This is a genomic window from Haladaptatus sp. CMAA 1909 (assembly GCF_043952005.1).
In the GTDB taxonomy this organism is placed as follows: Archaea; Halobacteriota; Halobacteria; order Halobacteriales; family Haladaptataceae; genus Haladaptatus.
In genome coordinates this window covers 477,579-502,237 of the sequence record NZ_JBIOAV010000001.1, presented here as the reverse complement: position 1 = coordinate 502,237, position 24,659 = coordinate 477,579, and the positions used below count along the sequence as shown (strand labels likewise).

Genomic DNA, 24,659 nt, shown 5'->3' with positions numbered 1-24,659 from the left:
GCAACGGGGGATAAGGATTGCCCGACCGAGAGGGGCGATAACACATCACAACCGTTCGTCACCGTCCCGGGACGGCGTACGGTCCGCCACGCCGCCGATTCCGTTTCCGCAGGTAGAACGCGTAGACGAGTATCGCCCCGATGAGCGGAGGAACGAAAAATCCGATGAAGGTTCCGACGGCCCACATGTCGGCGGTGTCCATATCTCGGTCTTTCGCGTCTCGATATATCCACACGGCACAGAGCGCGGCGAGCGGAATCGCGAGGAACCACTGAATGACGATTTGAATGCCTGCCATGGCGGGGGTTCAGACGACGCGAGCAAGTATCTTGTCGTCACGGTCCCGTTTCGTGTAGCCATCGACTCGTCATTCCTCTTCGGCCTCGAATTCGCCACGTTCGACCGACTCCTCCGCGTTCTCAGCCCGACTCCTCGCCCAAATCCCGCACCGTAAGCACCGGTTTCTCGGAGCGGCGAATCACCTTCTCGGCCACGCTTCCCATCACGAACCGATCGATTCCGGTCCTGCCGTGGGTTCCCGTCGAAATCAGGTCGATGTCGTGTTCGTCGGCGTAGTCGAGGAGTCGTTCGGCGGGTCGCCCACGGAGGAGTTCCTGTCTGGTTTGCACGCCCTCGCCCTGCACTCGCGAGACGGCGTCCTTACACGCCCGCTTTCCGTCGTCCTCCATCAGTTTCAGCAGCGACCCCGAACGGGCGATGCGCGAGTCGACGACGTAGACGACGTGAACGAAAGCGTCGTACTCGGCGGCGAGCGCGCCGCACTCCTCGACTGCACGCTCGGAACCCGGCGTCCCGTCGGTCGCCAAGAGGACGTTTTCGTACTCCGTCGCGGGGATTTCGTCACCGCCGCGAACCGTCAGCACGGGGCAGTCGGACAGTCGGTTGACTTTTCGCGCCGTACTCCCCACGACGTAGGTTTCGAGGCGACTGCGGTCCCCCGTCCCCATCGAAATCAGGTCGATGTCGTGTCCGTCCGCGTAGTCGAGGATTTCCCGGAACGGGACCCCCGACTCCATCGCCTCCGTCGCCGGAACGTCGTACTCGCGCGCTCGCTCGGCGACCGACGCGGTCGCTTCTTTTCCCTCCTCTTCGAGTACGTCCACCAACGTCGAAAGCCCTTCGTCGGCGTTGCCGATGCGTAGTTGCGGCAGGTCGATGACGTACAGCGCATGGACCGTCGCGCCGGTTTTCCGGGCGATTCGAAGACCGTGTTCTATCGCACCCGCCGTGGCGTCCCCTCCGTCCGTCGGAATCAGTATCGAATCGAACATCCTCCCCGTCCCATTCGACGGGCACGGACTTCAATGGATTTCCCCGCGTCGGCCAACGGAAAGATGTGACAACGAAATCACGGGATGGTTTTTCGCATGGCGATATGAACAATTGAGATAGCCATTTGTCAGTCTCCGACGAATGGACTGTGGGGTGGCACGTGAGCAACGCGACGCGTGACCACAGGGGTGCAAATGCTGATACCGCTTCAAACAGGTGTAACTATTCCACCGGTAACGGACAGTATGCTCGTCGTCCTCGGAATCATCCTCGTCGCGTTCATCCTGTTCGTGACGGAACTGTTTCCCGTGGACGTGACGGCACTCATCGTCCTCGTCCTCCTCATGATTCTCGGGCCGTGGACGAACGTGTCGCCGACGGACGGGCTTTCGGGCTTTTCGAACGAGGCGACCATCACGGTCCTCGCCATGCTCATCCTGAGCGAGAGCGTTCGGCGGACGGGCGCGGTCCAACTGCTCGGCCATCGCGTCACGGCGCTCGTCGGCGACAGCCAGTTCAAACAGATACTCGCGACGGTCGGCATCGCCGGGTCCGTGTCGGGATTTATCAACGATACACCCGTCGTCGCGTTGTTGGTTCCCTTCGCGTCCGACCTCGCCCATCGGGGCAACACCTCGCCGTCGAAACTGATGATTCCGCTCTCCTACGCCGCCATGCTCGGCGGCACCCTCACGCTCATCGGCACCTCGACGAACCTGCTCGCGAGCGGCCTCGCACAGCAACTGCTCGGGCGCTCGCTCGGCGTCTTCCAGTTCACGCCCGTCGGCGTCGTCGTCCTCATCACTGGCCTCCTCTACCTCGTCTTCGTCGCACCGCGGTTGCTTCCGGAGCGTGTTCGACCGCGGGAGACGCTCCTCGAAGAGTACGAAGTCGAGGAGTATCTGGCCGAACTGGTCGCTCCCGAGGCGTCGCCGCTCGTCGGGACGCCCATCGCCGACATCCCGGTCGAGGCCGGATTCGGCGGCGAAGTGAAGGAGGTTATTCGCGAGGACACCGTGCTGTCGCCCTTCTCCGAGGAACCGGTGGAACCGAACGACACGTTCCTCATCACGGCGAGTCGTGCCGGCCTCACCTCGCTCATCGAGAACGAAGCCCTGAACCCCCTTCCGACGGTCGGGCGCGAACCGGCGGTCACCGAGGAGGCGAGGAAGGACTCGGAGACCGTCCTCATCGAAGTGGTCGTCCCGACCGATTCGGCGCTCATCGGCGACACCATCGAGACGAGCACGATACTCGAACGCTACGACGCGACGCTCGTCGCACTCCAACGCGGCGACGTTCGACTGCCCCGAATCCGCGAAGCCGAGTTCACCGTCGGCGACCTGCTGTTGCTCCAACTGCCCGCCGACGAACTAGAGCGGGTGGCCGAGACGCGTGACCTCATCGTCGCCCGCGAAATCCCCCGCGAGGACTATCGGTACGACAAGATTCCGGTCGCAATCGCCATCCTCGCGGCCGTCGTCGGGTCCGCGGCGCTCGGGTTCCTCGAAATTCAGGTCGCCGCCTTGGCGGGCGTCGTGGCGATGGTCCTCTCGGGGACGCTCTCGCCGACGGAACTCTACGAGGGCGTGGACTGGACCGTCATCTTCCTCCTCGCGGGCGTGATTCCGCTCGGCATCGCGATGGAGAACACGGGGACTGCGGCCCTCCTCGGCGCGCTCGTCGCCACCTCGGCGCAGTACCTCCCGACCGTCGGCGTCCTCGCCGTGTTCTACGCGTCGACGGTGATTCTCACCAACATCATCAGCAACAACGCCACCGTCGCGCTCATGGTCCCCGTCGCCATCAACGCCGCCCGCGAAATCGGGGCGAACCCGCTCGCCTTCCTGCTAGCCGTGATGTTCGCCGCCAGCGCTGCGTTCATGAGTCCCGTCGGCTATCAGACCAACCTCTTCGTCTACCGGCCGGGGGGCTACCGCTTCACCGACTTCGCCCGCGTCGGTGCCCTCCTCCAGGTGATACTCGCCATCGTCACGCCGCTCGCGATTGCGGTCTACTTCGGACTCTGACGGGGTTGGCGACGAAGTCGGGACGACCACCCGGCGAACTGCCTCAACGGCCACCTCTATTTCCCTCCGCCGAGAACCCCGACGTATGACCGACCGCGCGACCGATTCGAACGAGAAGCAGACGACCGATTCCCCGACGGTTCTCGTCCTTCGGCGGGGCACTCACGGCATGCCGGTGTCCGATTACGCCGACGAACTCCGCGAGCGCCTGCCGAATCACGAAATCCGGCACGCGAGGACTCCCGACGAGGAACGCGAATACATCGCCGACGCCGGAATCGTTACCGGGATGACCATCGACGAGTCCCTCCTCGCCCACGCCGAGAACATGGAACTGTTCGCGTGTGCCTACGCCGGAACTGGCCACCTGCCGCTCGACGCCCTCGAATCGCGGGACGTCGCGGTGACGAACGCGTCCGGAGTACACGGGCCGAACATCGCGGAACACGTCCTCGGCGCGATGTTGACCTTCACGCGGAGGTTCCTCCGCGCCGGACGACAGCAGTCACGCCGCGAGTGGCGGCACTTTCAGGCCCACGAACTGCAAGGCAGTACCGTGACGGTGGTGGGATTGGGTGCAATCGGGGAAACGATCGTGGAGCGGTTGGACGCGTTCGGCGTCGAAACGGTCGGCGTCCGATACTCGCCCGAGAAGGGCGGTCCGACGGACGAGGTGGTCGGGTTCGACGACCTGCACGACGCGCTCGCCCGGACGGACTACCTCGTGCTGGCCTGTCCGCTGACCGAGGACACGCGCGGCCTGCTCGACGCCGCCGCGTTCCACACCCTGCCGTCCCACGCCGTGCTGGTGAACATCGCCCGCGGTGGGGTGGTTCGGACGGACGCGCTCGTTTCCGCGCTCCGGGGCAACCACATCCGCGGCGCGGCGCTGGACGTGACCGACCCCGAACCCCTGCCGGAGGACCACACGCTGTGGAACTTCGATAACGTCCTCATCACGCCGCACATGGCGGGTCACACGCCGGAGTACTACGCCCGTTTGGCGGACATCGTGGCGGAAAACGTCGAACACGTCACCGCGACGGGGTCGTACGACGACCTTCGAAATCAGGTTCAGTAAGTCCGTTTCGCCGACGAAATCGGGTCGCTTTCACTCACGGCTCCGATTCATCGGCCGCAAAAAAGTGGCAAAAGCGGAGTCCACATCGAACCACGGGTGCGGAGCGGTCCGCGGCGGTTCGTGCGGAACTACCAGATCTGGGCGGCGGGCGTCTCGCAGGTGTCGCAGACGACCGCCTCGTTTCCTTTGTAGGTGTCCCGTACCAGCGTGCCGTCGGGACACCACTGGCAGTCTTCTCCTTCGAGGCATCCGATGACGCCCTGTTCGGTCGTCAGACTCATATCGTCCCCACGTTCCACCCCTCGCGCTATGAATTTGGTGGCCTCCCGTATGGGAAATGCCCATTCGTGCAAGCGGTTTATCCCCCAGCAGTCACTACGTACTCTCATGAGCGAACAGTCGAATTCCGACCTCCCGAAGAGCGACGACGAGTGGCGCGAACGCCTGTCGGACGAGGAGTACCGCGTCCTCCGCGAGCGAGGCACCGAGCGACCGAACACCGGGGAGCATCTGGACCGAAAGGACGACGGAACCTACGTCTGTGCCGGATGTGGCGCGGAGCTGTTCGATTCGGACACGAAGTACGATTCGCACTGCGGGTGGCCGAGCTTCTACGACGTACCCACGGACAACGTCGAGACGCGACAGGACACCAGCCACGGCATGATCCGAACGGAAGTCGTCTGTGCCAACTGCGGCGGCCACCTCGGACACGTCTTCGACGACGGCCCGGAACCGACCGGGAAACGCTACTGCATCAACAGCGTCTCGCTCGACTTCGAGGACGAGTAGACGGCGGCAGCGACAGAGGAATCTGCCGAACCGCGGCTCTTTTCGTGGCGTTCGCTGACGTACCGCCATGGAGCTAACGCTGCTCGGGTCAGGCGGGAACTTCCCGACGCCGATGCCCACGTGCGACTGTCGGGTGTGCTGCGAAGCGCGGGAGAAGGGCGTTCCGTACTCGCGGGCGGGCAACGCCACGTTCGTCCACGACGCCGACGCGCTCGTGGACGCCCCGGAAGCCGTGTGGGGGATGCTGAACCGCGAGGAAATCCCCGACGTGGAGTACGTCTTCGTTTCACACCACCACAGCGACCACGTCCGAGGTTTGCGGGTCGTACAGGCGCTCGGCCGCGAGGGCTACCCGAAGAGCGACTGGGAAAAATCCGACCCGCCGACCATCGTCGTGAGCGAGAACACCTACGAACTGTTCGAGCGGGCGCACGGCGTCCTCGCCGAGTACGAAAACTGGGGCGTCGCCGAGTTCGAGTTCCTGAACGACGGCGAAACGCTCGCCCTCGGCGGCGTCGACGTCACCTGTTTCGGATGGGAAATCGAGCCCGGCGAGGGAACCCTCATCTTCGGCTTCCTGTTCGACGATGGCGAGTCGAAGACGCTCGTCACGCCGGACGAGACGAAGTTCCTCGACACCGCCCGCCTCCCGGACGACATCGACCTGTGGATTCGGGAGTGCGGCCTGTTCCGCGCCGACCCGCGGGGGAACCCGATTTTCACCGACGACCTCTGGGCGGAGGAGACGGAACTGGAAATCACGTTCGAGGAGACCGTCGAGCAGGTTCGGGAAGTGGGAGCAGAGCGGACGGTGCTCACCGAAATAGAGGAACTGTTTCAGCGAAGCCACGACGACTTCCGCGAACTGGAACGCGAGTACGAGGACCTCGATCTTCGGTTCGGCTACGACGGGATGGACCTGTCCGTGTGAGACGGACGGTCAGCGTGGCGCGCGCTGACGAGACGGTGAGACCAGCGGTCGGCCGAACCGTCTCGGTGAGCCGTGCGAGGGACGACCGACGGAGCGAAGCGGGGGAGGGAGTCGGTTGGGGAGGGTGTGGCCGCTGCGATGCGGTCGTGTGACGTCTGTATTCGTAGTCATCGAGAAACGACGGCCAGCGTCTCCGGAAGCGCCAGCGGTAATCAGCACGAAGAAAGTATTTGTAGTTTCTTCAACTAGAGCTGGCATGGATTTAGGGACGTATCTCAAGTGGAATGCTATCGTCGGAGGCGTTCTCTTGGTTCTGATACTGCTCAGCGGATTCGTACTGAACAGCCCCGTCCTCGCCGGCATCGTCGTTCTCGTGCTGGCGGTCGTTGCGTATCGATACTACCGTAAGATGGCGTATTTCGAGGGATACGACGACTGAACACGATCGTCCGTCATCCTCACACTGCGACGCTACTCGTGCGAGAAACTCCGAAATCTCCCTTCTACTTGCTCACCACGCGTACTCGTCGCGCGGGTCTCGGTCATCGCGGTCCGAGTCATAGGCGTGAATCCCGTCCACGAAGACGTGTTCGGCGTCGGACGCGATATCGAACGGTTCGCCGTCCCAGACGACCACGTCCGCGTCCGTTCCCTCCTCCAGCGTTCCGACGCGGTCCTCGATACCCAAAATCTCGGCCGGGTTGCGCGTGACGGTTCGAAGGGCGGATTCCTTCGGCAGGCCTTCGCGAATCGCCAGTCCCACACACACGTCCAGATGCTCCTGCGGGAGGACGGGGGCATCGGTCTGGATGGCGACCGTGACGCCCGCGTCGTGGAGGATTCCGGCCGTCTCGAAGGTAATGTTCGAGAGTTCGTACTTCGCGCCGGAGTACAGCGACGGGCCGACGATTGCGGGCACGTCACGCTTCGCGAACTCTTCCGCGATGGCGTGGCCCTCGGTTGCGTGTTCGATGGAGAGGTCGGAGATTTCGAACTCGTCCGCGATGCGAAACACGGTAGCGATGTCGTCGGCGCGGTGGGCGTGCACGCGAAGCGGGAGGTCGCCCTCCACGACGCGGGCGAGGTTTTCCATACCCAAGTCGCGGTCGAAGGGGTCGCCGTCCTCCCGCGCTTTCGCGCGCCGAGCGACGTAATCCTCGGCGTCCATGAGCGCCTGTCGGAGGGTCGCCGCGATGCCGGGACGGGTCGTGGGTTCGCGGTCCTTCTGGTCGCCGTGGAACCGCTTCGGGTTCTCGCCCATCGCGGCCTTCATCCCGTCCTCCTGAATCAGCATCTCGTCGGCGATGGTTCCGTAGGTCTTCATCGAGCAGATGATGCCGCCGACCACGTTCGCGCTCCCCATCCGGGCGCTGACTGTCGTCACCCCGCCCTGATAGGCGTGGCGCAGTTGCTCGTCACGGGGGTGGAAACCGTCCAGTGCGTTGACGTGTGGCGTCACCGGGTCGGAGAGTTCGTTCACGTCGCCGTCCTCGGGTTCGCCCCACTCGCCCATCCCGGCGTGGCTGTGCGCCTCGACGAGGCCCGGCGTCACCGGCTTTCCGCCCGCGTCGATGACCGCCGTGTCGTCCGGAACGTCCACCTCGTCCGCCGCGCCGACGGCCACGATTTCGCCGTCCTCGAACAGCACGGTTCCGCCCTCGATGACGCCCGCATCGGCGACGGTGTGAACCTCACCATTGGTAATTGCCTGCATGGCACAACCGTTTTCGAGCGGGAGGATGAGCATTTCGGTTCGAAGCATCGGTCGTCGTGGTCCGAGTGGGGAACCGATTCGTGCGGGAGACAGCTACTTCCCTTCGAACTGGGGGTCCTCGTCGCCGAAGAAGCACTCCAGTCCGCGCTCGTAATCCTCCGTCGTGGTCATTTTGGCGATGGAGTCGGTTTCGGCGGCCATCTGCGCCGAGAGGTCGCGGCCGGGACTGCGGTTGAACAGGCGCTTCGTCGCGCCGTAGGCCTTCGTCGGCCCGTCCGCGAGTTTTGCGGCCAGTTCGGTCAACCTGTCGTCGAAGTCGGGAGCGACTTCCGTCGCGAGTCCCATATCGACGGCCTTCGCCGGGGAAATCGGGTCGTCCAACAGGGCGATTTCCTTGGCCCGCCGTAGGCCGACGAGTTTCGGGAGGAAGAACGTCGACCCGCCATCGCCCGTCAACCCGACGCGCGGGTAGGCGAACTCCATCCGAGCGTCCTCGGCGAGGAGGACGATGTCGCCCGCCAACGCGAGGCCGAATCCGCCTCCGGCCGCGACGCCGTTGACGCCGGTGACGACGGGTTTCGGCGCACGCGAGAGGTTTTCGATGGCGCGGTGGAGCGAGGAGGCGATGCTCCTGAGCGCCCTGCCGTCACTCGCGTCGCCCGAGAGGACGGACAGGTCCGCGCCGGTGTTGAACACGCCGTCGGTTCCGGTGAGCACGATACACCGCGAATCGTCCTCGTACAGGTCGGCCGTGACCGTGCGCAGTTCGGACGCCATCGCGGCGTCCATCGCGTTGTGCGTTTCCGGGCGGGCCATCGTCACGTACGCCACGTCGTCGGTTCGCTCCACGTCGAGATGTTCGAACGCTGCCATACGATTCCTGCGGACGGGACCGACAAAACGATACCGCGACGGGGCGGAACAGATTCCCACGGCGGAAGGTTAAGAATTTAGTATCCCTCCTTGAGTAGCGTAGGAACATGGAGCGATTCGACGTTGCGATCGTGGGCGGGGGTCCCGCTGGGATGGCGGCCGGAGAACGGGCCGGAACGCACGGCGCGAGCGCCGTCGTCCTTGAACAGGGCGTCCCGCGCGAGGACCGCGAGTTCCTCGGCCCGGATTCGACCGACGCCGCCGGGATGCTCGACTACTGGGTGGACATCATGGACGAGGACTATCGGGAGATTCCCGACCACGTCATCCTGCAGGAACTCGACGGCGTGGACTTCCTCGGCCCGAACGAGTCCGCGACCCTCCGCGGTACCGGTATCGACTCGTCGTACCCGGAGATGGGCTTTACGTTCAATCGCGCCAGAATGGACGACTGGTTGCGGGAGCGCGTCGAGGACGCGGGAACGGAGTACCGCGTCGGCGTCGGCGTCAAACGCGCCGAAACCGACCTCGACGCGGAGTACCGCCATACCCTCCGACTCGCCGACGGCGAAGACATCAAGGCGAAATACCTCATTCTCGCCGACGGGCCACAGCGGCGGGTCACGCTCGGAACGCTCGACCAGTTCATGCCCGAGGGCAGTTCCGTGAGCGACTACCTCAGCCCACCCACGGCGAACCACATCGCGTATCAGGAGTACCGCGAGTTCCCCGAGGAGGTCTTCGAGAAGTCCCTGCTCAAGTTCTGGTGGGGCGTCATCCCCGGCGAGACGGCCTACCCGTGGGTCTTTCCGAACGACGGCACGGTGGCTCGCGTCGGCCTCACGATGCCCATCGGGATGACGTTGGACGACGTGGACGACCCCGAATCGTACGCCCTCCTCCGCTCCGACGACGAGGGCCTCCCCCGCGCCGGGGAGTTCATCCGCCGCCTCCTCGAACGCGAGTACGGCGACGAGTACGACATCGAGACGGACTTCCCGCTCGTGGAGGACCGCGGCAAGTCGAAGGGTACCGAAACCTACCCCATCTCCTCGACGCGGCCCATCGATTCGCCCGTCGAAGCGGGCATCGCCGTCGCCGGCGGCGCGATGGGTACGACCAGCGCGTTCCACGAGGGCGGCTACCACGTCGCGGTTCGGTCGGGGAAGATCGCCGGCGAACTCGCCGCGACCGACGACATCGAATCGTACAACGCCGAGTGGAAGGACGCCATCGGCCAAGAACTCCTGCGCAACATCGCGTTCGCCGATATCGTCGCGGAGTACGGCCCGGATGACTGGGACAGGACGTTTTCCATGGTGGATAACCTCCTCGGCGAGGACGGCAAGGGCCTGAACCGATCGAGTTTCTCCTCCGGTGTCCGCGGCGCGAAACTCGTCGCCCGCTACAAGAAGGCCAAATTCGGCTATCGGAAGGGCTACGTGCAAGTCGCGGAATCCGACTACGTCTACTGACCGTTCATCCCTGCTCTTTTCGTCTTCTCGCTTCTTTCTTCTCTTTTCGTCTTCTCGGTTCCTCTCCCGTTTTCATCTCTTCTCTCCCGTTTCCTTCTTCTCTCGTTTGCGCTTCGTTTCGTCCTCCTACCACTCCCCTCGAACCCGGAAGGCCCTTATCCGCCGTCCGTCTACTGTTTCGTGCGCACCTTAGTCCCCGCCGTAGTACTCCCACTTCGGGAGCGATGACCGCGCGGAGAACCCGGGTGTGCGACAGTACGAGTTGGTGAACTCCAAAATCACCACCGTGAGCCAGGGACCGCTGGTTCGGAAGTCGGTCGCAGTTACTGACGCGACCCGCTTCGACGGTTCAGCCGTCAAAAGTTGGCGATTCTATCGCTCGCCCGGCACGAGGGTTTGCCAGCCGACACGGCACGCCGCCAAGGGATGAGGCTGGATGTTAGTGTTCCGGGCGTACATCGACCTTTTACAGCGCTCGCTACGCTCGCTTGCAAAAGCACTCCTTCTTCACTCCACTTCGTTCCGCTCAGTCGTCGGCCTCGCTCACGTTCGTTCGAGTTAGTGAACCGACGACCTACCGGGACCTTCGGATCGCTCGGTTGCCGAACGATTGTCTTCTGTCCATCGACCAACCCTACTAGTAGAAGCTCGGACGGTAGTGTTCCGGACGTACATTTACTCCGTAGTGACAGGTGCGCAGTCGATCTCGAATCGTTCGCGGACCTAATTGGACACGTGTCCATCGTCCACTGGCCGAACGTTTATGCGAGGTGCCCCGCTATCTATCGGTAGAATGGCTAGTTCGAGCAGAGACAGGGGAAGTCATAGTGACGAGATTCGACTATGGCGCGAAGGTGATTCGTGGATTGCCAAGGATATCGAGACAGGGGTGACGACACAGGGGGAGTCCCGAAGGGATGCACTGGAAAACCTCGACGAAGCGGTTGCCCTCCACAACGACGAGATTGGGAGCAAACCAACCGAAGAAGATCTCCGTGAGATGGGCATCGATCCGGCCGACAATACGACCGGTGAGCAGGAACCACCGGAAGAACTCGAATGATCGATGGGCAGACGGACGTTTTCGGGTCAGGAAGTAGTGAAAGTACTGGTTAATGCCGGTGGATTCGAGTGGCGACGAACGACCGGAGACCACGCACAGTTGTATTACGAACATCCGACGAATGAAGACGATCGACGACGTGTTACCGTTCCGTTACACGACGAACTCCGAACGGGAACGCTCCGCGAAATCGCAGACAGTGCAGGTTCGAAGGAGTTCGATGCGTTCTGCGAGTGGCTCGACCGGAACTCGTAGCCGTGTATGATTCGTGCCGATTTTTGGCGTCTTCGAACAAATCCCACATCTCCAAAGTCTTTTGGACATATATTCCACTAATTCCTCGCAGTTCCCTTCTATCGAGTACTAGTAGAAATTCGTCCGGTAGCGTTCCGGGCGTACATCCTCACACCGGTAGTGTTCACTCAGCGATTCGGTGTGACTCGCTCGATGAGGCCGTTGAAGTCGTCGAAGCTCAACACCGCATCGATGCCGCGAGACTCACACAGACAAATACTGGTCGCGTCCGTGAAACCGAGGTTTTGGTCGTTGTATCTGCGAAACGTCTCCAGTGAAGCTCTCACTTCGTCAGGTTCGACGTGGATCAGTTCCAGAACATTTGGGAACGGGTCCTCACCGAGAATCCGACTGGCAACAGTGTCCGCGGCTTCGAACGAGTCCGTTCGAACTCTCGTGAGTGTCACCGTCTCGTCCAGCACGTAGTCGCTGGTGTACGGTTGTCCATACGCACCGTCCAGCAGTTCGTCGAACGCAGCAACCGCTTGCTCGTGGCGCTCTGCGTCCGTATCGTGATGCGCAAAGAGGACGCCGGTGTCGACGAAGACGCTCATCCGTACAGCACATCGTCGATGTCTTCTTCGGATGTGGTGACGTCGGACGAGACCATTCCCCCGTGAAACGTCTCTCGTTCGGCTTGGGAGACGGGAACGCGTTCTTCTCGGAACGAATCTACGAGATCCCATTTCGATTCGATGGCATTCTCGACGAGTCGTGCTAATATCTCCTGCTGAGTCACTTTGTTCCCCGTTTTCAGCCGAATTTCGGCCTGTAACCGTTCGAGACGGGATTTAGTGTCGTCGTCCATCTTCACCGACGTTGCCATAGTTATCGGTAGAATCTTCTACTGATAACGTTTGCTACCGAAATATCACCCGGACCGGTCGCTTCCGTTTTACGAGTAGGTTCTTCCCCGGTAGTGTTCCGGACACAGGACGATCAAATGGCGGACGATTTCTGTAGCTCAGTCCTGTCCGGTCTCGATATCGATCGCTTCGAACGTGACCTCCACCGTTTCGCCGTACCGGTCGCCGTTCTGCTTGTCGTGGCGGTGGAACTCGGGCGGTTCGATCGTCACGTGCATATCGTAGGTTCCGTCGGTCGGCACGGTGACGTTCCCGCCGTAGTGGTACACACCCGGGTGCCACAGGAACGAGAGGTCGAAGGGACCGAACTGTTCGCCGTCGCGCTCGAGCACGACCGAAACCCCGCAGTAGGGAACGAATCGGTGGTCCTCGCGGTCGGCGACGACCACCTCGAGGTGACAGTTCTCTACCGTCGTGTTCCACCCCGTCAAAATCGAGGGCGAATTTTCGACGTACCGTTGTGAATGAGTGAGATCCTCGTTTGACAGCGCTCGGTTTTATATCACCAAAAGGATATGGTTACACAATGGACGAATCGTTCGGACGGAGAACAGTACTCCGGACGATTTGCGGAGTCGTCACGGGAACCGGTGCGGGATGTGTGAGTCGGCCCTCCGGTGAGCGGAAACGATCGCCGACGCCCACCCCGTCTAGCACCGATGAGAAAGAACGGAACCGACGGAAAAATTGCCAGCCGGTGCCCGATTCCGATGGCGCTCCAAAGCCGTGGTTCGACCCCGACAGTTCGGTGGATATCGAGATCGGCAACGGCGTGCAGTCGGATATCGAAGCGACGCTAACGATCGACGACTCTCGGAGAGAAATATCGATCCCTGCCGAAGACCGGTGGCTTTCCGAGGACATAATCGACGACGGGGAGCGTCCGACGATCACCGTCGCCACGGAAAACCTCGAAGCGCGGCTCCAGTGGAAAGGCGAGCGGAACAACTCGGGAATCGCGGTTTTCGTCGTTCGAGAGAACCGTATCGACGCGACTTTTACCCGCAAATTCTGCTCGAAGTTCACCTCCTAATTCACCTCCTAAGGCCGACTGCGGGAGTTATCTCGTCCCGAACTCGATGGAAAACCCGCCCGGCGCTTCGACGTAGAAATCGTAGGTATTGTGGCGGGTTTTCACATCCGTCACGTCGTAGCCGTTCCCCTTCAACTGTCGGTGCTTCTCGTCCACGGACGACTCGCTATCGACGAAGAAACCGATGTGGAAACTGCTCGGATATTCGATTTCCTCCCCTTCCCGCCCCTGCATCAGGGTCAGGACGGTTCCGGTTTCGTCCGAGAGAATCGTGATGGCCGGGCTTCCGCCCCGCTTTTCCAACTCGAAATACTCCTGTAGGAAGTCCGCCGTTGCCTCGACGTCCGCCACCGTGAGGTTCGTGTGGTTCAGTTTCATGGCTGAAATCCGCGGGCGTGTGGTCGGCTTCGATCGCCGATTTTCGCCCGAATCCGCGTGAATATACGGGGCGAGTCGGGTTTATTCCTACGGGCCGTTTCCGCGGACTATGATTCGAATCGCGGCCCGCTGCTCGTGCGGTACCGCGGAATATGACCTTCGAAATGGAGATGGAATTACAAAACTAGGGTATGTATTTATTTATCATTCAATTATTACTACGGCTGTGAAATCCCAAAATAACGGCGTGGGACGGCGGCGATACCTTCGAGGCGCGGGCGCACTGACGACGGTGGCATTGTTCGGAAACACGGCCGAAGCAAGCGAACGGGGTCGCCGTGGACACCACCATCACGGGCGAGGGGACGGCCACCATCATCACGGACGGCGACCCGGCAAACGAATCGTCGGCTACTATCCGTCGTGGGCGGACGACTACACGCCCCACGACGTGCCGTACCACAAGCTGACGCACCTGAATTACGCCTTCCTCGAAACGGAGGCCAACGGCGAGGTCAAACTCGCCGTCACCGGGGATTCGGCTCCCGAGGTGCTCTCGGAGTTCGAGACGATAACGCACGAGCAGCATCGCACGTCGTTCATGCTCTCCATCGCCGACTTCGGGAGCAACATGTCCGCCGTCGCCGCGAGCGCCGACGCCCGCGAGCGGTTCGCGCGAACGGCCGTCGAACAGCTCCGACGGTACAACTTCGACGGCATCGACATCGACTGGGAGTATCCCGACGGGTCGGTTCGGGAGGACGATCCGGAGAACTTCACGTTGCTGTTGGAAGAGCTTCGCGGAAAGCTGGACGAAGCGGGGGAGGCCGACGGCCAGCGCTACGAACTCAGCATGGCGGCGGCGCCGATTCCGTCGAACATCGACCCGCTGGAAGTGGGGAAAATCGCCGACTACCTGGACTTCGTCAACGTGATGAACTACAACTTCTACGGGAGTTGGAGTTCCGCGACGAACTTCAACGCGCCGCTGTACGCGCCCTACGAGGACCCGACGTACTGGCAACGGCTCCTGACGGTGGACCACGCGATGCGGTACTGGGCCGACCAGCCGATTGCGCGGGACAAACTCGTCCTCGGCACGCCGTTTTACGGCTTCGCCTTCGAGAACGTCGGAAGCGAGAACGAGGGCCTCTTTCAACCGTTCGACGGCGCGGACACCAAGTCGTACGACGACATCCGGCAGCTCAAGGCGAAATCGCAGTACGAGTATCACTGGCATCACGACGCGCGCGTCCCGTGGCTGTACTCCGAGGCGGACGACGTCTTCGTCACGTACGACGACAGGCACTCGGTCATGGAGAAGTCGCGCTACGTCCGGGACAACGATTTCGGCGGAATGATGTGTTGGGAACTCTCCCACGACCCGAGCAACACGCTCATCAGCGCGATTCACGCCGCACTCCGCTGCTCGCATCATCGATAATTTCGACCTCTTCGATCTATATTTACATATTAACCTAGTATTAGATTTTGTTCGACCGAATTGGTACGTCATAGCATGAAAACTGACAGGCGAACGCTCCTTCGTTCCGTGGGTGGAACGCTCGCGACGGCGGGCGTACTGGGAACCGCGGCGGCGGCGGGTAGCTACACGAACCACTACTACGACGGCTTCGACTACTGGAAGTACGTTCCGGACTCGGCGGGGTCGAATCCCCCGCTCGTGGTGATGCTCCACGGCTGTTCACAGAGCGCGGACCAGTTCCGGCGGGAAACGCGGATGAACGACGTGACCGACCGGGATGGGTTCGTCGTCATCTATCCCGACCAGTACGACGCGCGGAACGCGGCCCGGTGCTGGAACTGGTTTTACGACGCGAACACGACCCGGGGCTACGGCGAGGCGGCCGTCATCGCCGGAATGACGGAAACGACCATCGACGCCGAGAACTGCGACCCCGAACGCGTCTACGTCGCCGGACTTTCGGCGGGCGCGGCGATGGTCCCGAACCTCCTCGCTGAGTACGCCGATATCTACGCGGCGGGCGGGATTCACTCGGGCTTGGAGTACGACGCCGCGGACACCGCGACGGGCGGGACGGCGGCCATGAGTTACGGCGGTCCGGACCCCTACGAGAAGGGCATCGACGCCTACGACGCGATGAAATCCTACGGCACCACGAGCGACCTGCCGACCATCGTCCTCCACGGCACGGCCGACACCACCGTTTATCCGATAAACGGCGAACAGGCGAAGATACAGGCGATTCAGACCAACGACCTCGCCCCGGACGGGGCGAACGACGGCGACGTGGACACGACCGCGGACAGCACGTACAGCGGTCAGGGACCGAGTTTGGACTACTCCGTCGCCGAATATCACGACGAGTCCGGAGACTCGCTCGTCGAGTACTGGCAGGTGGACGGCATGGACCACGCGTGGTCCGGTGGCGCTTCGGGCGGCGAGTTCACCGCGCCGGGAGGTCCGGACGCCAGCCGGATCATCTGGGAGTTCGTCTCGGATTACACGAAGGATGAGTGAGCAGGAACCTGAAGCGGCGCACGCTCCTGAAGTCCGTCGCCGCGACCGTAACCCACGATTACGCGTCGTCCGGCACGTATACGGCCACGCTAACCGGCACCGACGACGGCGCGACGGAGAGACGGGAACCGATTCCGTGTCCGTCACGCTCGGGGACAGCTTTTCCGACGACTATGGCACGGGCTATAACTACGAACACGCGGATGCAGGCCGCGCCTATCGGGACACCTCGACGGGCACCTACTACGCCGTCGGCTCGAACGACTACCTCTACTTCCCGGCCTCCACCAGCACGCGGAAGGAAACTTCCGAGGGCTACTACGAAGCCGTCAGTTCGTGTTGACGAGGAGCGGTGACGGCGCAACTGTCGTCGTTCGTCGGGTTCGGTTCTCTACCGGGGAAATCGGCCGACACAAAACCTATTTCGTCCGAAATCGACGTGTCTACGATGACAGTTCCCTCGAAGCCGTTGCTCTTCGGTCGAAGTCGGCACGTATCCCGGCGGTTCATCACGCTCGCTGGAATCGTCTGCCTGGGGGTCGCCGCGGTCCTCTGCCTCTTTGCAGTCGCCGGTTTCGCGTTCGATTGGTACACGGAATCGGTCCGAGCGGCGCTTCTCTACGGAATCGGCGCGATAGCGCTCGCCGGTGCGATAGGCAACGCGTATCTCAACGACGGGCTCGTCGTCAGCGTGTTGATCACGCTCGCAATCGCGCTCGGCTACGGACTCGCGGCCGCCATCCTCGTGAGCGCGAACGTGTTCGTCACCGACTCACCGCCGACGCTGCTCTTCGTCTATTTCGCCGCCGGTGCCGCCATCGTCGGGGTGGGAGCGTTCGCCTTCGGGGTCGGCATCCGGGAAGTCACGAAGAGCGTGCGTACCTGATAGCCGCGAGACGTCCGCGGATCTCGTTTTCTACCGAGGGAACATCGGCCGAGAGCGCAACGTGTTTTTCCGCGCGCTTCGAAACCCCGAGCATGAATCCGAAGCCGATAGCCGACCTCGGGCCGGACGAGCGGCGGGCGCTGTTCGACCGCGACGCCGGAATCGAGGGCGTGCGGAGCGACGTGCGCGACATCATCGACCGAGTTCGAGAGGAAGGCGACGTCGCGGTCCGGAATTTCTGCCGCGAATTCGACGGCGTGGAGGTGGGCAACATCGACATCACGGACGACGCCGAGCGCGCCTACGAGGAGATAGACGACGAGGTGCGCGAGGCCATCGAGGATGCGGCGGCGAACGTCCGCGAGTTCCACGAGGCGCAACTGCCCGAGGACTGGCGAGCGGACTTCGACGGGCGCGAACTCGGACGCCGATTCCGTCCCATCGAGCGCGTCGGGGTGTACGCACCCGGCGGGACCGCGGCGTACCCCTCCAGCGCGCTGATGGGCGTCATCCCGGCGAAGGTGACCGGCGTGGAACAGGTCGCCGTCGCCACGCCGCCCGGCGAACCGCAGAACGACATCACACTGGCCGCGATTCACGCCGCGGGAGCGGACCGCGTGTACCGCGTCGGCGGCGCACAGGCGATCGCCGCGATGGCCTACGGAACCGAGCAGATAGACCGCGTGCAGAAGGTCGTCGGCCCCGGCAACAAGTGGGTCACGGCGGCGAAAGCGGAGGTGCAGGGCGACGTAGCTATCGATTTCCTCGCCGGGCCGAGCGAACTGCTCGTTCTGGCCGACGAATCGGCCGACCCGGCGTTCGTCGCCAGCGACGTCGTCGCGCAGGCGGAACACGACGAGAACGCCTCGTCCGTCGCGGTGACGGACGACGGGGAGTTCGCCGAGGTCGTCGCGGAGGAAATCGAAAAGCAGGCGGGTGAACGCGAACGCGAGGACGTGATCCGGGCGGCGCTCGACAACGACGCCAGCGGGGTGTTCGTCGCCCGGTCGATGAGCGAAGCACTCCTCTTCGCCGAGGAGTACGCGGCGGAACACCTGTCGATTCAGGCCGAGGACGACGAGGACCTCCTCTCGCGCATCGACAGCGCCGGGAGCGTCTTCCTCGGTCCGTACACGCCCGTCGCGGCGGGCGATTACGCCTCCGGGACGAACCACGTCCTGCCGACCACGGGATTGGCGAAAATCACGGGCGGCCTGTCGGTCGATACGTTCCTCCGCTCGACCACCGTTCAGCGGTTGGACGGGGACGCGCTCGACTCCATCGCGGAGACGATTACCACGCTGGCGGAATCCGAAGGCTTGGACGCCCACGCGGAAAGCGTCCGGAAGCGATTCGAGAAGTAACGCATCGAAATCAGTTCCGTTCCCGCCACAGTAGCATAGCGCCGAGACACGCTCCGAAGAGAAGCGGTGGTCCGTGAATGTCGTGCAGGAGGGTGAGGAGGACGCCGACCGCTAGCCAGATCGGACCCCAGACCCGAACGCCGAGCGGCACCGAGTTTCCACGCCACAGGAGCCACACGGAGAGGCCACCGAGCAGTCCCGCACCCGCAACCGAGGCGCCCGACCCGTGGGGTTGCCACGCGTATCCGGCGAGTTCTCCGACGACCCCGCCGCCGAAGTACAGCGCTAACCAGTCGCGGTGACCGTAGGTTCGCTCGACTGCGACGCCGACGACGAAGATGCCGACGAACACGGAGAGCGTCGCCCACCACGGATCGGCTTGGACGAACAGCGGGGTGAAAAGCCGCCACCATTCGTCCGTCGAAAGGGCGTCCGGGTTCCGTCGGAGTGCGGGAAGCAGTCCGGGAACGACCGCGTGCAGAGCGGTCACGAAGACCGTGATTACGAGGACGACGATGGTTACGACCGGGAGGGAGGCGTCCGACATGGACCGTCGATTCGACACGATGGATGACGCCTACGAAGGGCCGGGGTAAATAGGGTGGCGACGACGGACCGAAATCGTCCGCCCGCTGTCGGTCTTCGAATGGATGGTGCTCGACGAACGGGCGAAACAGACCGACATTTGACGGGTAGGCACGGAGTGGCCACAATCGCTTTTGTCCGTTACCCCTTTCGGGGGACACAGCTTCATCTCATGGTCCCTTCCACATCCTCCGACGGTCAAACGGACGGATTGAAATCGTACGAGAACATCCTCGTCGAACAGATAAACATCGGCCTCGCGGAGCTACAGCGTCCGGCGAGCGGTCTCTTTCTGTCCGGGCTCTCGGCGGGATTGGACATCGGCTTCGGGCCGTTGCTCATGGCGGTGATGACCGGATTGATGAGCGGGTCCCTCCCGAAACCGGCCACGGAACTGCTCATGGCGAACATGTACTCCATCGGGTTCATCTTCGTGATTCTCGGCCGGTCGGAACTGTTCACCGAACACACGACGCTCGCGGTGCTCCCCGTCCTCGACAAGCGAGCGTCCCTCACGTCGCTCGGGCGGTTGTGGGTCGTCGTTTTCGCGGCGAACGTCCTCGGCGGCGCGCTCTTCGCCGCGTTCGCCGTCACGATAGCACCCCAACTCGGCATCGCGCACGCGGCGGCGTTCACCGAAATCGCGAAGACGCTGGTCAAACACGACTTCTGGATTCTCGTCGGGAGCGGCGTCTTCGCGGGCTGGCTCATGGGATTGCTGTCGTGGCTCGTCACCGCCGCACGGGACACCGTCAGCAGGGTGTTGATAATCTGGATCGTCACGACGGCCATCGGCCTCGCCCACCTGCCACACTCCATCGCCGGAAACGTGGAAGTGCTGATGGGACTGTTCCTCTCGCCCGAAATCACCGCGTTCGACTACGGACGGTTCCTCCTCGCGGCGACCATCGGGAACGCAGTCGGCGGGGTGTTCTTCGTCGCGCTCCTGAAATACGGCCACGTCACGCGGAACACGGACGAAGAGGAGATGGAAACCGCGCCGAACCCGGTCGAATCGGAGTGAGGAGATCAGAAGTCGCCGTTGACGATGTCCACGACGCGCTTGCTGTCGTATAGTTGTTTATCGACGCCGTACAGCAGTTTGGCGGTTCGTTGGGTGAGGACGAGGTTCGTGATGGGGCCTTGGTACAGGCCGCCCGCGCGATACACGTCGCCGTTCTCGACGGCGGTGAGTTTGCTGGCCGTGTTGTCGTTTTGGAGGAAGTCGATGACCGAGTTCTTGAACTCCTTCCGGGTCTTGTCCTCGTAGCCGCGAAGCAGGAGGACTTCCGGATCCACTTTCAGCAGCGTTTCGAGGTCGATGGCACCGCGGCTTCCGTGGAAGTCCTTGACGTCGGTATTCGCGAGCGCGTCGGAGACCCCGAGGTCGTTCAGGTGTTTGAACCCGGTTCCCTTCCCGATGATGTAGGGATAGTACTTCGTCGGCTCGTCGCCGACGCCCCAGACGACGGCGGCCGACGGACGCTCGCTTTTCTTGGGAACGACGCCGGAGACGTTGGACTGGAAGTCGGCGTGGAGGTCCGCGAACGCCTCGTAGCGGTCGTGTCGCTTGAACACCTTCGACAGCCTTTCGAAGCCCTCCATGAGGGTGTAGTATCGGTAGCTGTCGTGCCACGTGTAGTGCTGTGCGTAGATGCAGTTGCCGAACAGCGGCGCGATGTTCTGCGTGAGTTCGTCTACGTCCTCCTGTTTCCAGCCCTTGAATCGGTTCATCAGGAAGTTGGGGTCCATCACGTGGACGTCGGCGTCGAGTTGATAGAACAACTCCTTGCTCACTCCGTCCTGATACAGCGACACCATGTCGCTTTTGTCGACCGAGAGGCCGTCGATGGCGTCGTAGTACTGCGTGTGGTACCGGCCGGTGAGCCAGACGGCTTTCGGCGGTTCGAGGCCGAGCGCGATGCCCATATCGGCCCAACTACCGTTGTTGGCGACCCACTTCTTCGGGACGCTCTCGAACTCCACTTCGCCGACGGGAGCCATCGAGACGGAGTACGGGCCGTCCGTCGTCGTCGACTCCTCGGTGGTCGCGGACTCACTCGACGTGGTTCCCTCCGACGTCCCCGTCGTTTCCGACGGCGAAGACTCCGAGTCCCCACCGCTGGTACAACCGGCGAGGAGACCTCCTCCGAGAACCGCACCTGTACTCTTGATGATCGTACGTCGCGTACGTCCTTCGTTTCCGTTCATGGTTTTAGGCTCGCCTAAATCAATATAGTAGTTTCGAAATTTCGGTCGGCCTAGATTATATCGGCCGGCATTCAAAATCGTTTATGAACGATTTTTGTTTTATTAGTGGGGGATTCGGCGGCGAAGATGATTTGTATTATATTCGCACTCGATCATATCTGCTCACAACAAAGTTCGAGCAGGACGTCACCGACGACATCCTACGGAGAGATACCCATGTTCGGACGTGAGGCGGGATTTTCGTTTCGGTCGCACCATCGGAAACCCCGATAATCGCCGCCTATCGCCCGAGCGCGTCGCTCGTCGCCGCGAGTCCGGCCTCCACGTCCACGTCCGCGCCGTGCTCTCGGAGCGCATCGCCGAGCGCGCTCACGAGATACGAAACGGTTTCCGGGCGGGCGGAGTAACCCATACAGCCGATGCGGAAGATTTCGCCGTCCAAATCGCCGAGACCGGTGGCGATTTCGAGGTCGTACTGGTCGAGGAGATAGCTCGTGATGTCCGTGTCCGTGACGCCCTCGGGGACGCGAACGGCGTTGAGGCTGGGAAGCCAGTACTCCTCCGGCGCGTTCATTTCGAGTCCCATCGCCTCGACACCCGCCTTGAGCGCGCCCGCCACCTCTCGATGGCGCTCCCAGCGCGCTTCGATTCCCTCCTCGCTGACGAGACGAAGCGCCTCGCGGAGCGCGTAGACGTTCGTGATAGGTGCCGTGTGGTGATACGCCCGGTCGTCGCCCCAATACCCTTCGAGGAGTGAGAGGTCGAGATACCACGAACGCGGGGCTTCCTCGCGGGAGAGCACCTTCTCCATCGCGCGGTCGTTGAGCGTCAACGGACTCGCTCCCGGCGGACACGAGAGGCACTTCTGTGGGCCGGAGTAGGCCACGTCGATGTCCCACTCGTCCACCTTCAACTCGACGCCGCCGAGCGATGTCACCGAGTCGGCGATAACGTAGGCGTCGTAGTCGTGGGCGATACTCGTCAGTTCGGAAACCGACGGTTGAACCACGCCGGTGCTCGTCTCCGCGTGAATAAATCCGAAGACGTCCGGTCGGTGTTCCTCGAAGGCGGCCTGCACGTCGGCGGGGTCGAGCGGTTCGCCCCACGGTGCATCGACGTGGACGACGTCCCCGCCCGCTCGCTTCGCCATCGACTCCATTCGACCGCCGAAGTAGCCGTTAGTCGGAACCAACATCGTGTCGCCGGGTTCCACCAGATTGCCGATAGCGGCCTCCATGGAGGCGGAGCCAGTTCCGGAGACGGGAATGGTCCATTGATTCTCCGTTCTGAACGCGTATCGGAGGAGGTCTTGAACCTCGTTCATGACCTCGATGAACGACGGGTCTAAATGGCCGACCAACGGCGTACTCATCGCTCGGAGGACGCGAGGATGCACTTCGCTCGGGCCGGGACCCATCAGGGTTCTGTCGGGCGGTGTCAACTCGCCTACCGTGGGGTTTTCCATGCGTGGCCGTAGCACTCGGGGTGACAAAAATCCCGTCGTCTCGGCATTCGACGTCCAACGGATCGTTGATTCGCACAACGCGGCGTTTCTCGGGGCGAACGGTTTTTAAACGGTCGAAACGGTCGGTCCGGTTTATTCGGGTTATGGGTGTAAGACGGGATACCCCAGCACGGTGCTGGGTGGAGGAATACAATGACACAACAGGGACCCATGCAGCACTCGCAGGCGGGAATCGGAGGCGACCAGTACGGCCAATCACAGGGCTACGGGCAGACGAACGTCGGCCAGCAGGGCGGAATTCCGCACGGCGGCCGACGGGAGTCTCAACAGGAGTACGGCCAACAAGGGATGGAGTACGGCCAGCAGGGAACCGGCCAGCAGATGGGCCGACAAGAGATCGGCCAACAAGGCCAGATCGGTGGCCAACAAGGCCAGACCGGTGGCCAAGGAATGGGCCAAACTGGCGGCCAGCAACTGACACAACCGGGCGGCCAGTTCGACGACCAGTTGCCGGGCGAGATGCGCGTCGCGCTCGAAGACTTCGAGAAGGCCGCGAAGGTCTGTGATTGGTGTGCCGACAAGTGCATCGATGAGGGCCCGCAGATGGCCGAATGCATTCGGCTCTGTCGGGACGTCTCCGATCTCGGAACGCTGAACGCGAAACTCATCGCCCGAGATTCGGTCTTCGGGCCGGAACTCGCGGAAGTGTTCGCCAACGCGGCCGAGGAATGTGCGAGCGAGTGTATGCGACACCAGAACCCGCACTGTCAGGAATGTGCGTCGGTTCTTTCCCGGGCCGTCGGTTCTACCTACCGATTGCTCGACCAACTGCAGACGATGGAGCAGGGGACGACGATGCAGCAGGGAGGAACCCAGCAAGGGATTCCCGGTCAGCAATCGCAGTTCTAACCGCCGAACTTTTTCCGCACGTCGTAAGAGACCGTTCTCGCACCGAAACGACCCATATCCGGCATCGGCTACGTCTTTCATCCGAACGCTCCTACGGTTTCCGTTCGAACGGTCTGCCTCGTTTATGCCGACGACGAGCGAAGGGCACCTGCTCCAGCGAGGAGCGGAGAAGAACCATGACACAACGGTATCAGCAACCGCGAGAGCGATCGTTCGGACGGGAAGCCGAAACTGGACAGGAAACCCACGGACGACGAACGCCACAGTCACGGCAGGGGATGGACCAGCAGCCACGAACGGGACGGAAAGTCGGCGGACAGTCGCCGATGGGCGGGCAGCAAATCGGTGAGCAACCGTCGATGCGGGGACAGGGGATGCAACAGCCGATGAGTCAGCGAGGGGGAACGCAGGAACGACAGCAGGTCGGCGGACAGCAGTCGATGGGTCAACAACCTCAAGTCGGACGGACGGAGGAGGAAGTCGGTGCCAAGCCGAAGTTCGAAGACCACCTTTCGAGCGACGTGATGTTGGTGTTGGCGGACTTCCAGCGTCTCGAAACCACGGCCGAGTGGTGTGCGGACCAGTGCGTCGAACGCGGCCCGGAGTTGGGAACGTGCGCGAGGACGTGTCGGGACGTCGCCGACATCGCGCACCTCGGCGTCCAACTGATGTCGCGCAACCCGTACCGCCGCATCGACGTGGGCGAAGTGATGCTGAACACCTTCCTCGACGCTCGGGAGGAGTTGGGTCAGTACCGGTATCCGCCCGTGATGGATACCGTTCAGGTACTCGACCGGGCCATCGAGTCGCTCTCGAAGGGAATCGAGACGGCACGACACCAGGGCGTCGGCGTCCAGTAGACGTACCGACTCGGACGACACGAGTCAGCATATCGCTGGGACGAAGTTTATGA

The 24,659-nt window shown here is 62.5% G+C and carries 30 protein-coding genes; 18 read left to right on the top strand and 12 right to left on the bottom strand.

Annotated elements, in window-relative coordinates; genetic code table 11:
- Window positions 1-58: 58 nt before the first annotated feature.
- Both ACGYLY_RS02775 and ACGYLY_RS02770 read right to left on the bottom strand, forming a co-directional pair.
- Window positions 59-298 carry a hypothetical protein gene (locus tag ACGYLY_RS02775; RefSeq protein WP_395283089.1) on the bottom strand — a complete coding sequence of 80 codons (240 nt, stop codon included), beginning with the start codon at window positions 296-298 and terminating at the stop codon, window positions 59-61.
- Window positions 299-419: 121 nt separating this feature from the next.
- A complete protein-coding gene (locus ACGYLY_RS02770) occupies window positions 420-1,292 on the bottom strand; it encodes a universal stress protein (protein WP_395283090.1) in 873 nt (290 codons plus the stop codon).
- Window positions 1,293-1,487: 195 nt separating this feature from the next.
- Between ACGYLY_RS02770 and ACGYLY_RS02765 the strand changes: the two genes are divergently transcribed.
- Complete coding sequence (locus tag ACGYLY_RS02765) at window positions 1,488-3,323, top strand: SLC13 family permease (protein ID WP_395283091.1); 1,836 nt, start codon at window positions 1,488-1,490, stop codon at window positions 3,321-3,323.
- 85 nt (window positions 3,324-3,408) lie between these two features.
- Window positions 3,409-4,404, top strand: coding sequence for a D-2-hydroxyacid dehydrogenase (locus ACGYLY_RS02760; protein WP_395283092.1), 996 nt, complete (start codon window positions 3,409-3,411; stop codon window positions 4,402-4,404).
- Between the two features lie 128 nt (window positions 4,405-4,532).
- Here ACGYLY_RS02760 and ACGYLY_RS02755 read toward each other — a convergent pair whose 3' ends face one another.
- Window positions 4,533-4,685 carry an HVO_A0556 family zinc finger protein gene (locus ACGYLY_RS02755; RefSeq protein WP_395283093.1) on the bottom strand — a complete coding sequence of 51 codons (153 nt, stop codon included), beginning with the start codon at window positions 4,683-4,685 and terminating at the stop codon, window positions 4,533-4,535.
- Window positions 4,686-4,791: 106 nt separating this feature from the next.
- Between ACGYLY_RS02755 and msrB the strand changes: the two genes are divergently transcribed.
- The 4 genes from msrB (at window position 4,792) to ACGYLY_RS02735 (ending at window position 6,566) form a co-directional block, all read left to right on the top strand.
- Window positions 4,792-5,196, top strand: a complete 405-nt coding sequence (gene msrB, locus ACGYLY_RS02750; protein WP_395283094.1) for a peptide-methionine (R)-S-oxide reductase MsrB — start codon at window positions 4,792-4,794, stop codon at window positions 5,194-5,196.
- 67 nt (window positions 5,197-5,263) lie between these two features.
- Window positions 5,264-6,127: an MBL fold metallo-hydrolase gene (locus ACGYLY_RS02745; RefSeq protein WP_395283095.1), complete on the top strand. Its 864-nt coding sequence runs from the start codon at window positions 5,264-5,266 to the stop codon at window positions 6,125-6,127.
- Entirely contained in the window at window positions 6,124-6,279 is a 156-nt protein-coding gene (locus tag ACGYLY_RS02740; protein WP_395283096.1) for a hypothetical protein, read from the top strand. Before ACGYLY_RS02745 ends, ACGYLY_RS02740 begins: the two co-directional genes overlap by 4 nt.
- Window positions 6,280-6,383: 104 nt before the next feature.
- On the top strand, window positions 6,384-6,566 hold the full coding sequence (locus ACGYLY_RS02735) for a hypothetical protein (RefSeq protein ID WP_395283097.1): 183 nt from the start codon (window positions 6,384-6,386) through the stop codon (window positions 6,564-6,566).
- A gap of 72 nt (window positions 6,567-6,638) precedes the next feature.
- Here ACGYLY_RS02735 and ACGYLY_RS02730 read toward each other — a convergent pair whose 3' ends face one another.
- Entirely contained in the window at window positions 6,639-7,841 is a 1,203-nt protein-coding gene (locus ACGYLY_RS02730) for an amidohydrolase (protein ID WP_395284168.1), read from the bottom strand.
- 93 nt (window positions 7,842-7,934) lie between these two features.
- Window positions 7,935-8,714, bottom strand: a complete 780-nt coding sequence (locus tag ACGYLY_RS02725) for an enoyl-CoA hydratase/isomerase family protein (protein ID WP_395283098.1) — start codon at window positions 8,712-8,714, stop codon at window positions 7,935-7,937.
- Window positions 8,715-8,821: 107 nt separating this feature from the next.
- Between ACGYLY_RS02725 and ACGYLY_RS02720 the strand changes: the two genes are divergently transcribed.
- From ACGYLY_RS02720 to ACGYLY_RS02710, 3 genes are all read left to right on the top strand, one after another.
- The gene (locus tag ACGYLY_RS02720) at window positions 8,822-10,189 is read left to right on the top strand and encodes an NAD(P)/FAD-dependent oxidoreductase (protein WP_395283099.1); all 1,368 of its coding nucleotides are present in this window, start codon (window positions 8,822-8,824) and stop codon (window positions 10,187-10,189) included.
- Between the two features lie 793 nt (window positions 10,190-10,982).
- Window positions 10,983-11,252, top strand: coding sequence for a type II toxin-antitoxin system HicB family antitoxin (locus tag ACGYLY_RS02715; protein ID WP_395283100.1), 270 nt, complete (start codon window positions 10,983-10,985; stop codon window positions 11,250-11,252).
- Window positions 11,253-11,255: 3 nt separating this feature from the next.
- Window positions 11,256-11,507 carry a type II toxin-antitoxin system HicA family toxin gene (locus tag ACGYLY_RS02710; protein WP_395283101.1) on the top strand — a complete coding sequence of 84 codons (252 nt, stop codon included), beginning with the start codon at window positions 11,256-11,258 and terminating at the stop codon, window positions 11,505-11,507.
- A 167-nt stretch (window positions 11,508-11,674) separates the two neighbouring features.
- Here the strand turns inward: ACGYLY_RS02710 and ACGYLY_RS02705 are convergent, their stop codons facing one another.
- From ACGYLY_RS02705 to ACGYLY_RS02695, 3 genes are all read right to left on the bottom strand, one after another.
- Window positions 11,675-12,100 (bottom strand): type II toxin-antitoxin system VapC family toxin, encoded by a 426-nt coding sequence (locus ACGYLY_RS02705; protein ID WP_395283102.1) that lies wholly within the window; start codon window positions 12,098-12,100, stop codon window positions 11,675-11,677.
- Window positions 12,097-12,372, bottom strand: coding sequence for a hypothetical protein (locus ACGYLY_RS02700; RefSeq protein WP_231182647.1), 276 nt, complete (start codon window positions 12,370-12,372; stop codon window positions 12,097-12,099). The genes ACGYLY_RS02705 and ACGYLY_RS02700 overlap by 4 nt, the downstream gene beginning before the upstream one ends.
- A 138-nt stretch (window positions 12,373-12,510) precedes the next feature.
- Window positions 12,511-12,843 (bottom strand): iron transporter, encoded by a 333-nt coding sequence (locus ACGYLY_RS02695; RefSeq protein ID WP_395283103.1) that lies wholly within the window; start codon window positions 12,841-12,843, stop codon window positions 12,511-12,513.
- A 95-nt stretch (window positions 12,844-12,938) separates the two neighbouring features.
- Between ACGYLY_RS02695 and ACGYLY_RS02690 the strand changes: the two genes are divergently transcribed.
- A complete protein-coding gene (locus ACGYLY_RS02690; RefSeq protein ID WP_395283104.1) occupies window positions 12,939-13,445 on the top strand; it encodes a hypothetical protein in 507 nt (168 codons plus the stop codon).
- 27 nt (window positions 13,446-13,472) lie between these two features.
- Here ACGYLY_RS02690 and ACGYLY_RS02685 read toward each other — a convergent pair whose 3' ends face one another.
- Window positions 13,473-13,823, bottom strand: a complete 351-nt coding sequence (locus tag ACGYLY_RS02685; RefSeq protein ID WP_395283105.1) for a VOC family protein — start codon at window positions 13,821-13,823, stop codon at window positions 13,473-13,475.
- A 226-nt stretch (window positions 13,824-14,049) separates the two neighbouring features.
- On the opposite strand from ACGYLY_RS02685, the gene ACGYLY_RS02680 reads away from it, so the two are divergent.
- The 5 genes from ACGYLY_RS02680 (at window position 14,050) to hisD (ending at window position 18,576) form a co-directional block, all read left to right on the top strand.
- Window positions 14,050-15,267: a glycoside hydrolase family 18 protein gene (locus ACGYLY_RS02680; RefSeq protein ID WP_395283106.1), complete on the top strand. Its 1,218-nt coding sequence runs from the start codon at window positions 14,050-14,052 to the stop codon at window positions 15,265-15,267.
- Window positions 15,268-15,342: 75 nt separating this feature from the next.
- On the top strand, window positions 15,343-16,326 hold the full coding sequence (locus ACGYLY_RS02675; RefSeq protein ID WP_395283107.1) for an alpha/beta hydrolase family esterase: 984 nt from the start codon (window positions 15,343-15,345) through the stop codon (window positions 16,324-16,326).
- Window positions 16,319-16,669: a hypothetical protein gene (locus ACGYLY_RS02670; protein ID WP_395283108.1), complete on the top strand. Its 351-nt coding sequence runs from the start codon at window positions 16,319-16,321 to the stop codon at window positions 16,667-16,669. The genes ACGYLY_RS02675 and ACGYLY_RS02670 overlap by 8 nt, the downstream gene beginning before the upstream one ends.
- Before the next feature lie 105 nt (window positions 16,670-16,774).
- Window positions 16,775-17,212 (top strand): hypothetical protein, encoded by a 438-nt coding sequence (locus tag ACGYLY_RS02665; RefSeq protein WP_395283109.1) that lies wholly within the window; start codon window positions 16,775-16,777, stop codon window positions 17,210-17,212.
- Window positions 17,213-17,304: 92 nt separating this feature from the next.
- Window positions 17,305-18,576, top strand: a complete 1,272-nt coding sequence (hisD, locus tag ACGYLY_RS02660) for a histidinol dehydrogenase (RefSeq protein ID WP_395283110.1) — start codon at window positions 17,305-17,307, stop codon at window positions 18,574-18,576.
- A 10-nt stretch (window positions 18,577-18,586) separates the two neighbouring features.
- On the opposite strand, the gene ACGYLY_RS02655 is transcribed toward hisD, so the two are convergent.
- Entirely contained in the window at window positions 18,587-19,123 is a 537-nt protein-coding gene (locus tag ACGYLY_RS02655; RefSeq protein WP_395283111.1) for a rhomboid family intramembrane serine protease, read from the bottom strand.
- A gap of 210 nt (window positions 19,124-19,333) precedes the next feature.
- Between ACGYLY_RS02655 and ACGYLY_RS02650 the strand changes: the two genes are divergently transcribed.
- Window positions 19,334-20,185: a formate/nitrite transporter family protein gene (locus ACGYLY_RS02650; RefSeq protein WP_395283112.1), complete on the top strand. Its 852-nt coding sequence runs from the start codon at window positions 19,334-19,336 to the stop codon at window positions 20,183-20,185.
- A gap of 5 nt (window positions 20,186-20,190) precedes the next feature.
- On the opposite strand, the gene ACGYLY_RS02645 is transcribed toward ACGYLY_RS02650, so the two are convergent.
- Together ACGYLY_RS02645 and ACGYLY_RS02640 are read right to left on the bottom strand one after the other, a co-directional pair.
- Window positions 20,191-21,372 (bottom strand): ABC transporter substrate-binding protein, encoded by a 1,182-nt coding sequence (locus ACGYLY_RS02645; RefSeq protein ID WP_395283113.1) that lies wholly within the window; start codon window positions 21,370-21,372, stop codon window positions 20,191-20,193.
- A 280-nt stretch (window positions 21,373-21,652) separates the two neighbouring features.
- Window positions 21,653-22,837: a pyridoxal-phosphate-dependent aminotransferase family protein gene (locus tag ACGYLY_RS02640; RefSeq protein WP_395283114.1), complete on the bottom strand. Its 1,185-nt coding sequence runs from the start codon at window positions 22,835-22,837 to the stop codon at window positions 21,653-21,655.
- A gap of 192 nt (window positions 22,838-23,029) precedes the next feature.
- Between ACGYLY_RS02640 and ACGYLY_RS02635 the strand changes: the two genes are divergently transcribed.
- Together ACGYLY_RS02635 and ACGYLY_RS02630 are read left to right on the top strand one after the other, a co-directional pair.
- Window positions 23,030-23,746 carry a four-helix bundle copper-binding protein gene (locus ACGYLY_RS02635; RefSeq protein ID WP_395283115.1) on the top strand — a complete coding sequence of 239 codons (717 nt, stop codon included), beginning with the start codon at window positions 23,030-23,032 and terminating at the stop codon, window positions 23,744-23,746.
- 176 nt (window positions 23,747-23,922) lie between these two features.
- A complete protein-coding gene (locus ACGYLY_RS02630) occupies window positions 23,923-24,606 on the top strand; it encodes a hypothetical protein (protein ID WP_395283116.1) in 684 nt (227 codons plus the stop codon).
- Window positions 24,607-24,659: the final 53 nt, after the last annotated feature.

Bases quoted from the DNA above. Each gene is read 5' to 3' on its own strand.
- ACGYLY_RS02770 (WP_395283090.1), bottom strand. From the start codon at position 1,292: ATGTTCGATTCGATACTGATTCCGACGGACGGAGGGGACGCCACGGCG.
- ACGYLY_RS02720 (WP_395283099.1), top strand. From the start codon at position 8,822: ATGGAGCGATTCGACGTTGCGATCGTGGGCGGGGGTCCCGCTGGGATG.
- msrB (WP_395283094.1), top strand. From the start codon at position 4,792: ATGAGCGAACAGTCGAATTCCGACCTCCCGAAGAGCGACGACGAGTGG.
- ACGYLY_RS02705 (WP_395283102.1), bottom strand. From the start codon at position 12,100: ATGAGCGTCTTCGTCGACACCGGCGTCCTCTTTGCGCATCACGATACG.
- ACGYLY_RS02635 (WP_395283115.1), top strand. From the start codon at position 23,030: ATGACACAACAGGGACCCATGCAGCACTCGCAGGCGGGAATCGGAGGC.
- ACGYLY_RS02725 (WP_395283098.1), bottom strand. From the start codon at position 8,714: ATGGCAGCGTTCGAACATCTCGACGTGGAGCGAACCGACGACGTGGCG.
- ACGYLY_RS02650 (WP_395283112.1), top strand. From the start codon at position 19,334: ATGGTCCCTTCCACATCCTCCGACGGTCAAACGGACGGATTGAAATCG.
- ACGYLY_RS02775 (WP_395283089.1), bottom strand. From the start codon at position 298: ATGGCAGGCATTCAAATCGTCATTCAGTGGTTCCTCGCGATTCCGCTC.
- ACGYLY_RS02760 (WP_395283092.1), top strand. From the start codon at position 3,409: ATGACCGACCGCGCGACCGATTCGAACGAGAAGCAGACGACCGATTCC.
- ACGYLY_RS02630 (WP_395283116.1), top strand. From the start codon at position 23,923: ATGACACAACGGTATCAGCAACCGCGAGAGCGATCGTTCGGACGGGAA.
- ACGYLY_RS02715 (WP_395283100.1), top strand. From the start codon at position 10,983: ATGGCTAGTTCGAGCAGAGACAGGGGAAGTCATAGTGACGAGATTCGA.
- ACGYLY_RS02730 (WP_395284168.1), bottom strand. From the start codon at position 7,841: ATGCAGGCAATTACCAATGGTGAGGTTCACACCGTCGCCGATGCGGGC.
- ACGYLY_RS02645 (WP_395283113.1), bottom strand. From the start codon at position 21,372: ATGAACGGAAACGAAGGACGTACGCGACGTACGATCATCAAGAGTACA.
- ACGYLY_RS02710 (WP_395283101.1), top strand. From the start codon at position 11,256: ATGGGCAGACGGACGTTTTCGGGTCAGGAAGTAGTGAAAGTACTGGTT.
- ACGYLY_RS02670 (WP_395283108.1), top strand. From the start codon at position 16,319: ATGAGTGAGCAGGAACCTGAAGCGGCGCACGCTCCTGAAGTCCGTCGC.
- ACGYLY_RS02675 (WP_395283107.1), top strand. From the start codon at position 15,343: ATGAAAACTGACAGGCGAACGCTCCTTCGTTCCGTGGGTGGAACGCTC.
- ACGYLY_RS02655 (WP_395283111.1), bottom strand. From the start codon at position 19,123: ATGTCGGACGCCTCCCTCCCGGTCGTAACCATCGTCGTCCTCGTAATC.
- ACGYLY_RS02665 (WP_395283109.1), top strand. From the start codon at position 16,775: ATGACAGTTCCCTCGAAGCCGTTGCTCTTCGGTCGAAGTCGGCACGTA.
- ACGYLY_RS02765 (WP_395283091.1), top strand. From the start codon at position 1,488: ATGCTGATACCGCTTCAAACAGGTGTAACTATTCCACCGGTAACGGAC.
- hisD (WP_395283110.1), top strand. From the start codon at position 17,305: ATGAATCCGAAGCCGATAGCCGACCTCGGGCCGGACGAGCGGCGGGCG.
- ACGYLY_RS02755 (WP_395283093.1), bottom strand. From the start codon at position 4,685: ATGAGTCTGACGACCGAACAGGGCGTCATCGGATGCCTCGAAGGAGAA.
- ACGYLY_RS02690 (WP_395283104.1), top strand. From the start codon at position 12,939: ATGGACGAATCGTTCGGACGGAGAACAGTACTCCGGACGATTTGCGGA.
- ACGYLY_RS02685 (WP_395283105.1), bottom strand. From the start codon at position 13,823: ATGAAACTGAACCACACGAACCTCACGGTGGCGGACGTCGAGGCAACG.
- ACGYLY_RS02745 (WP_395283095.1), top strand. From the start codon at position 5,264: ATGGAGCTAACGCTGCTCGGGTCAGGCGGGAACTTCCCGACGCCGATG.
- ACGYLY_RS02640 (WP_395283114.1), bottom strand. From the start codon at position 22,837: ATGGAAAACCCCACGGTAGGCGAGTTGACACCGCCCGACAGAACCCTG.
- ACGYLY_RS02700 (WP_231182647.1), bottom strand. From the start codon at position 12,372: ATGGCAACGTCGGTGAAGATGGACGACGACACTAAATCCCGTCTCGAA.
- ACGYLY_RS02735 (WP_395283097.1), top strand. From the start codon at position 6,384: ATGGATTTAGGGACGTATCTCAAGTGGAATGCTATCGTCGGAGGCGTT.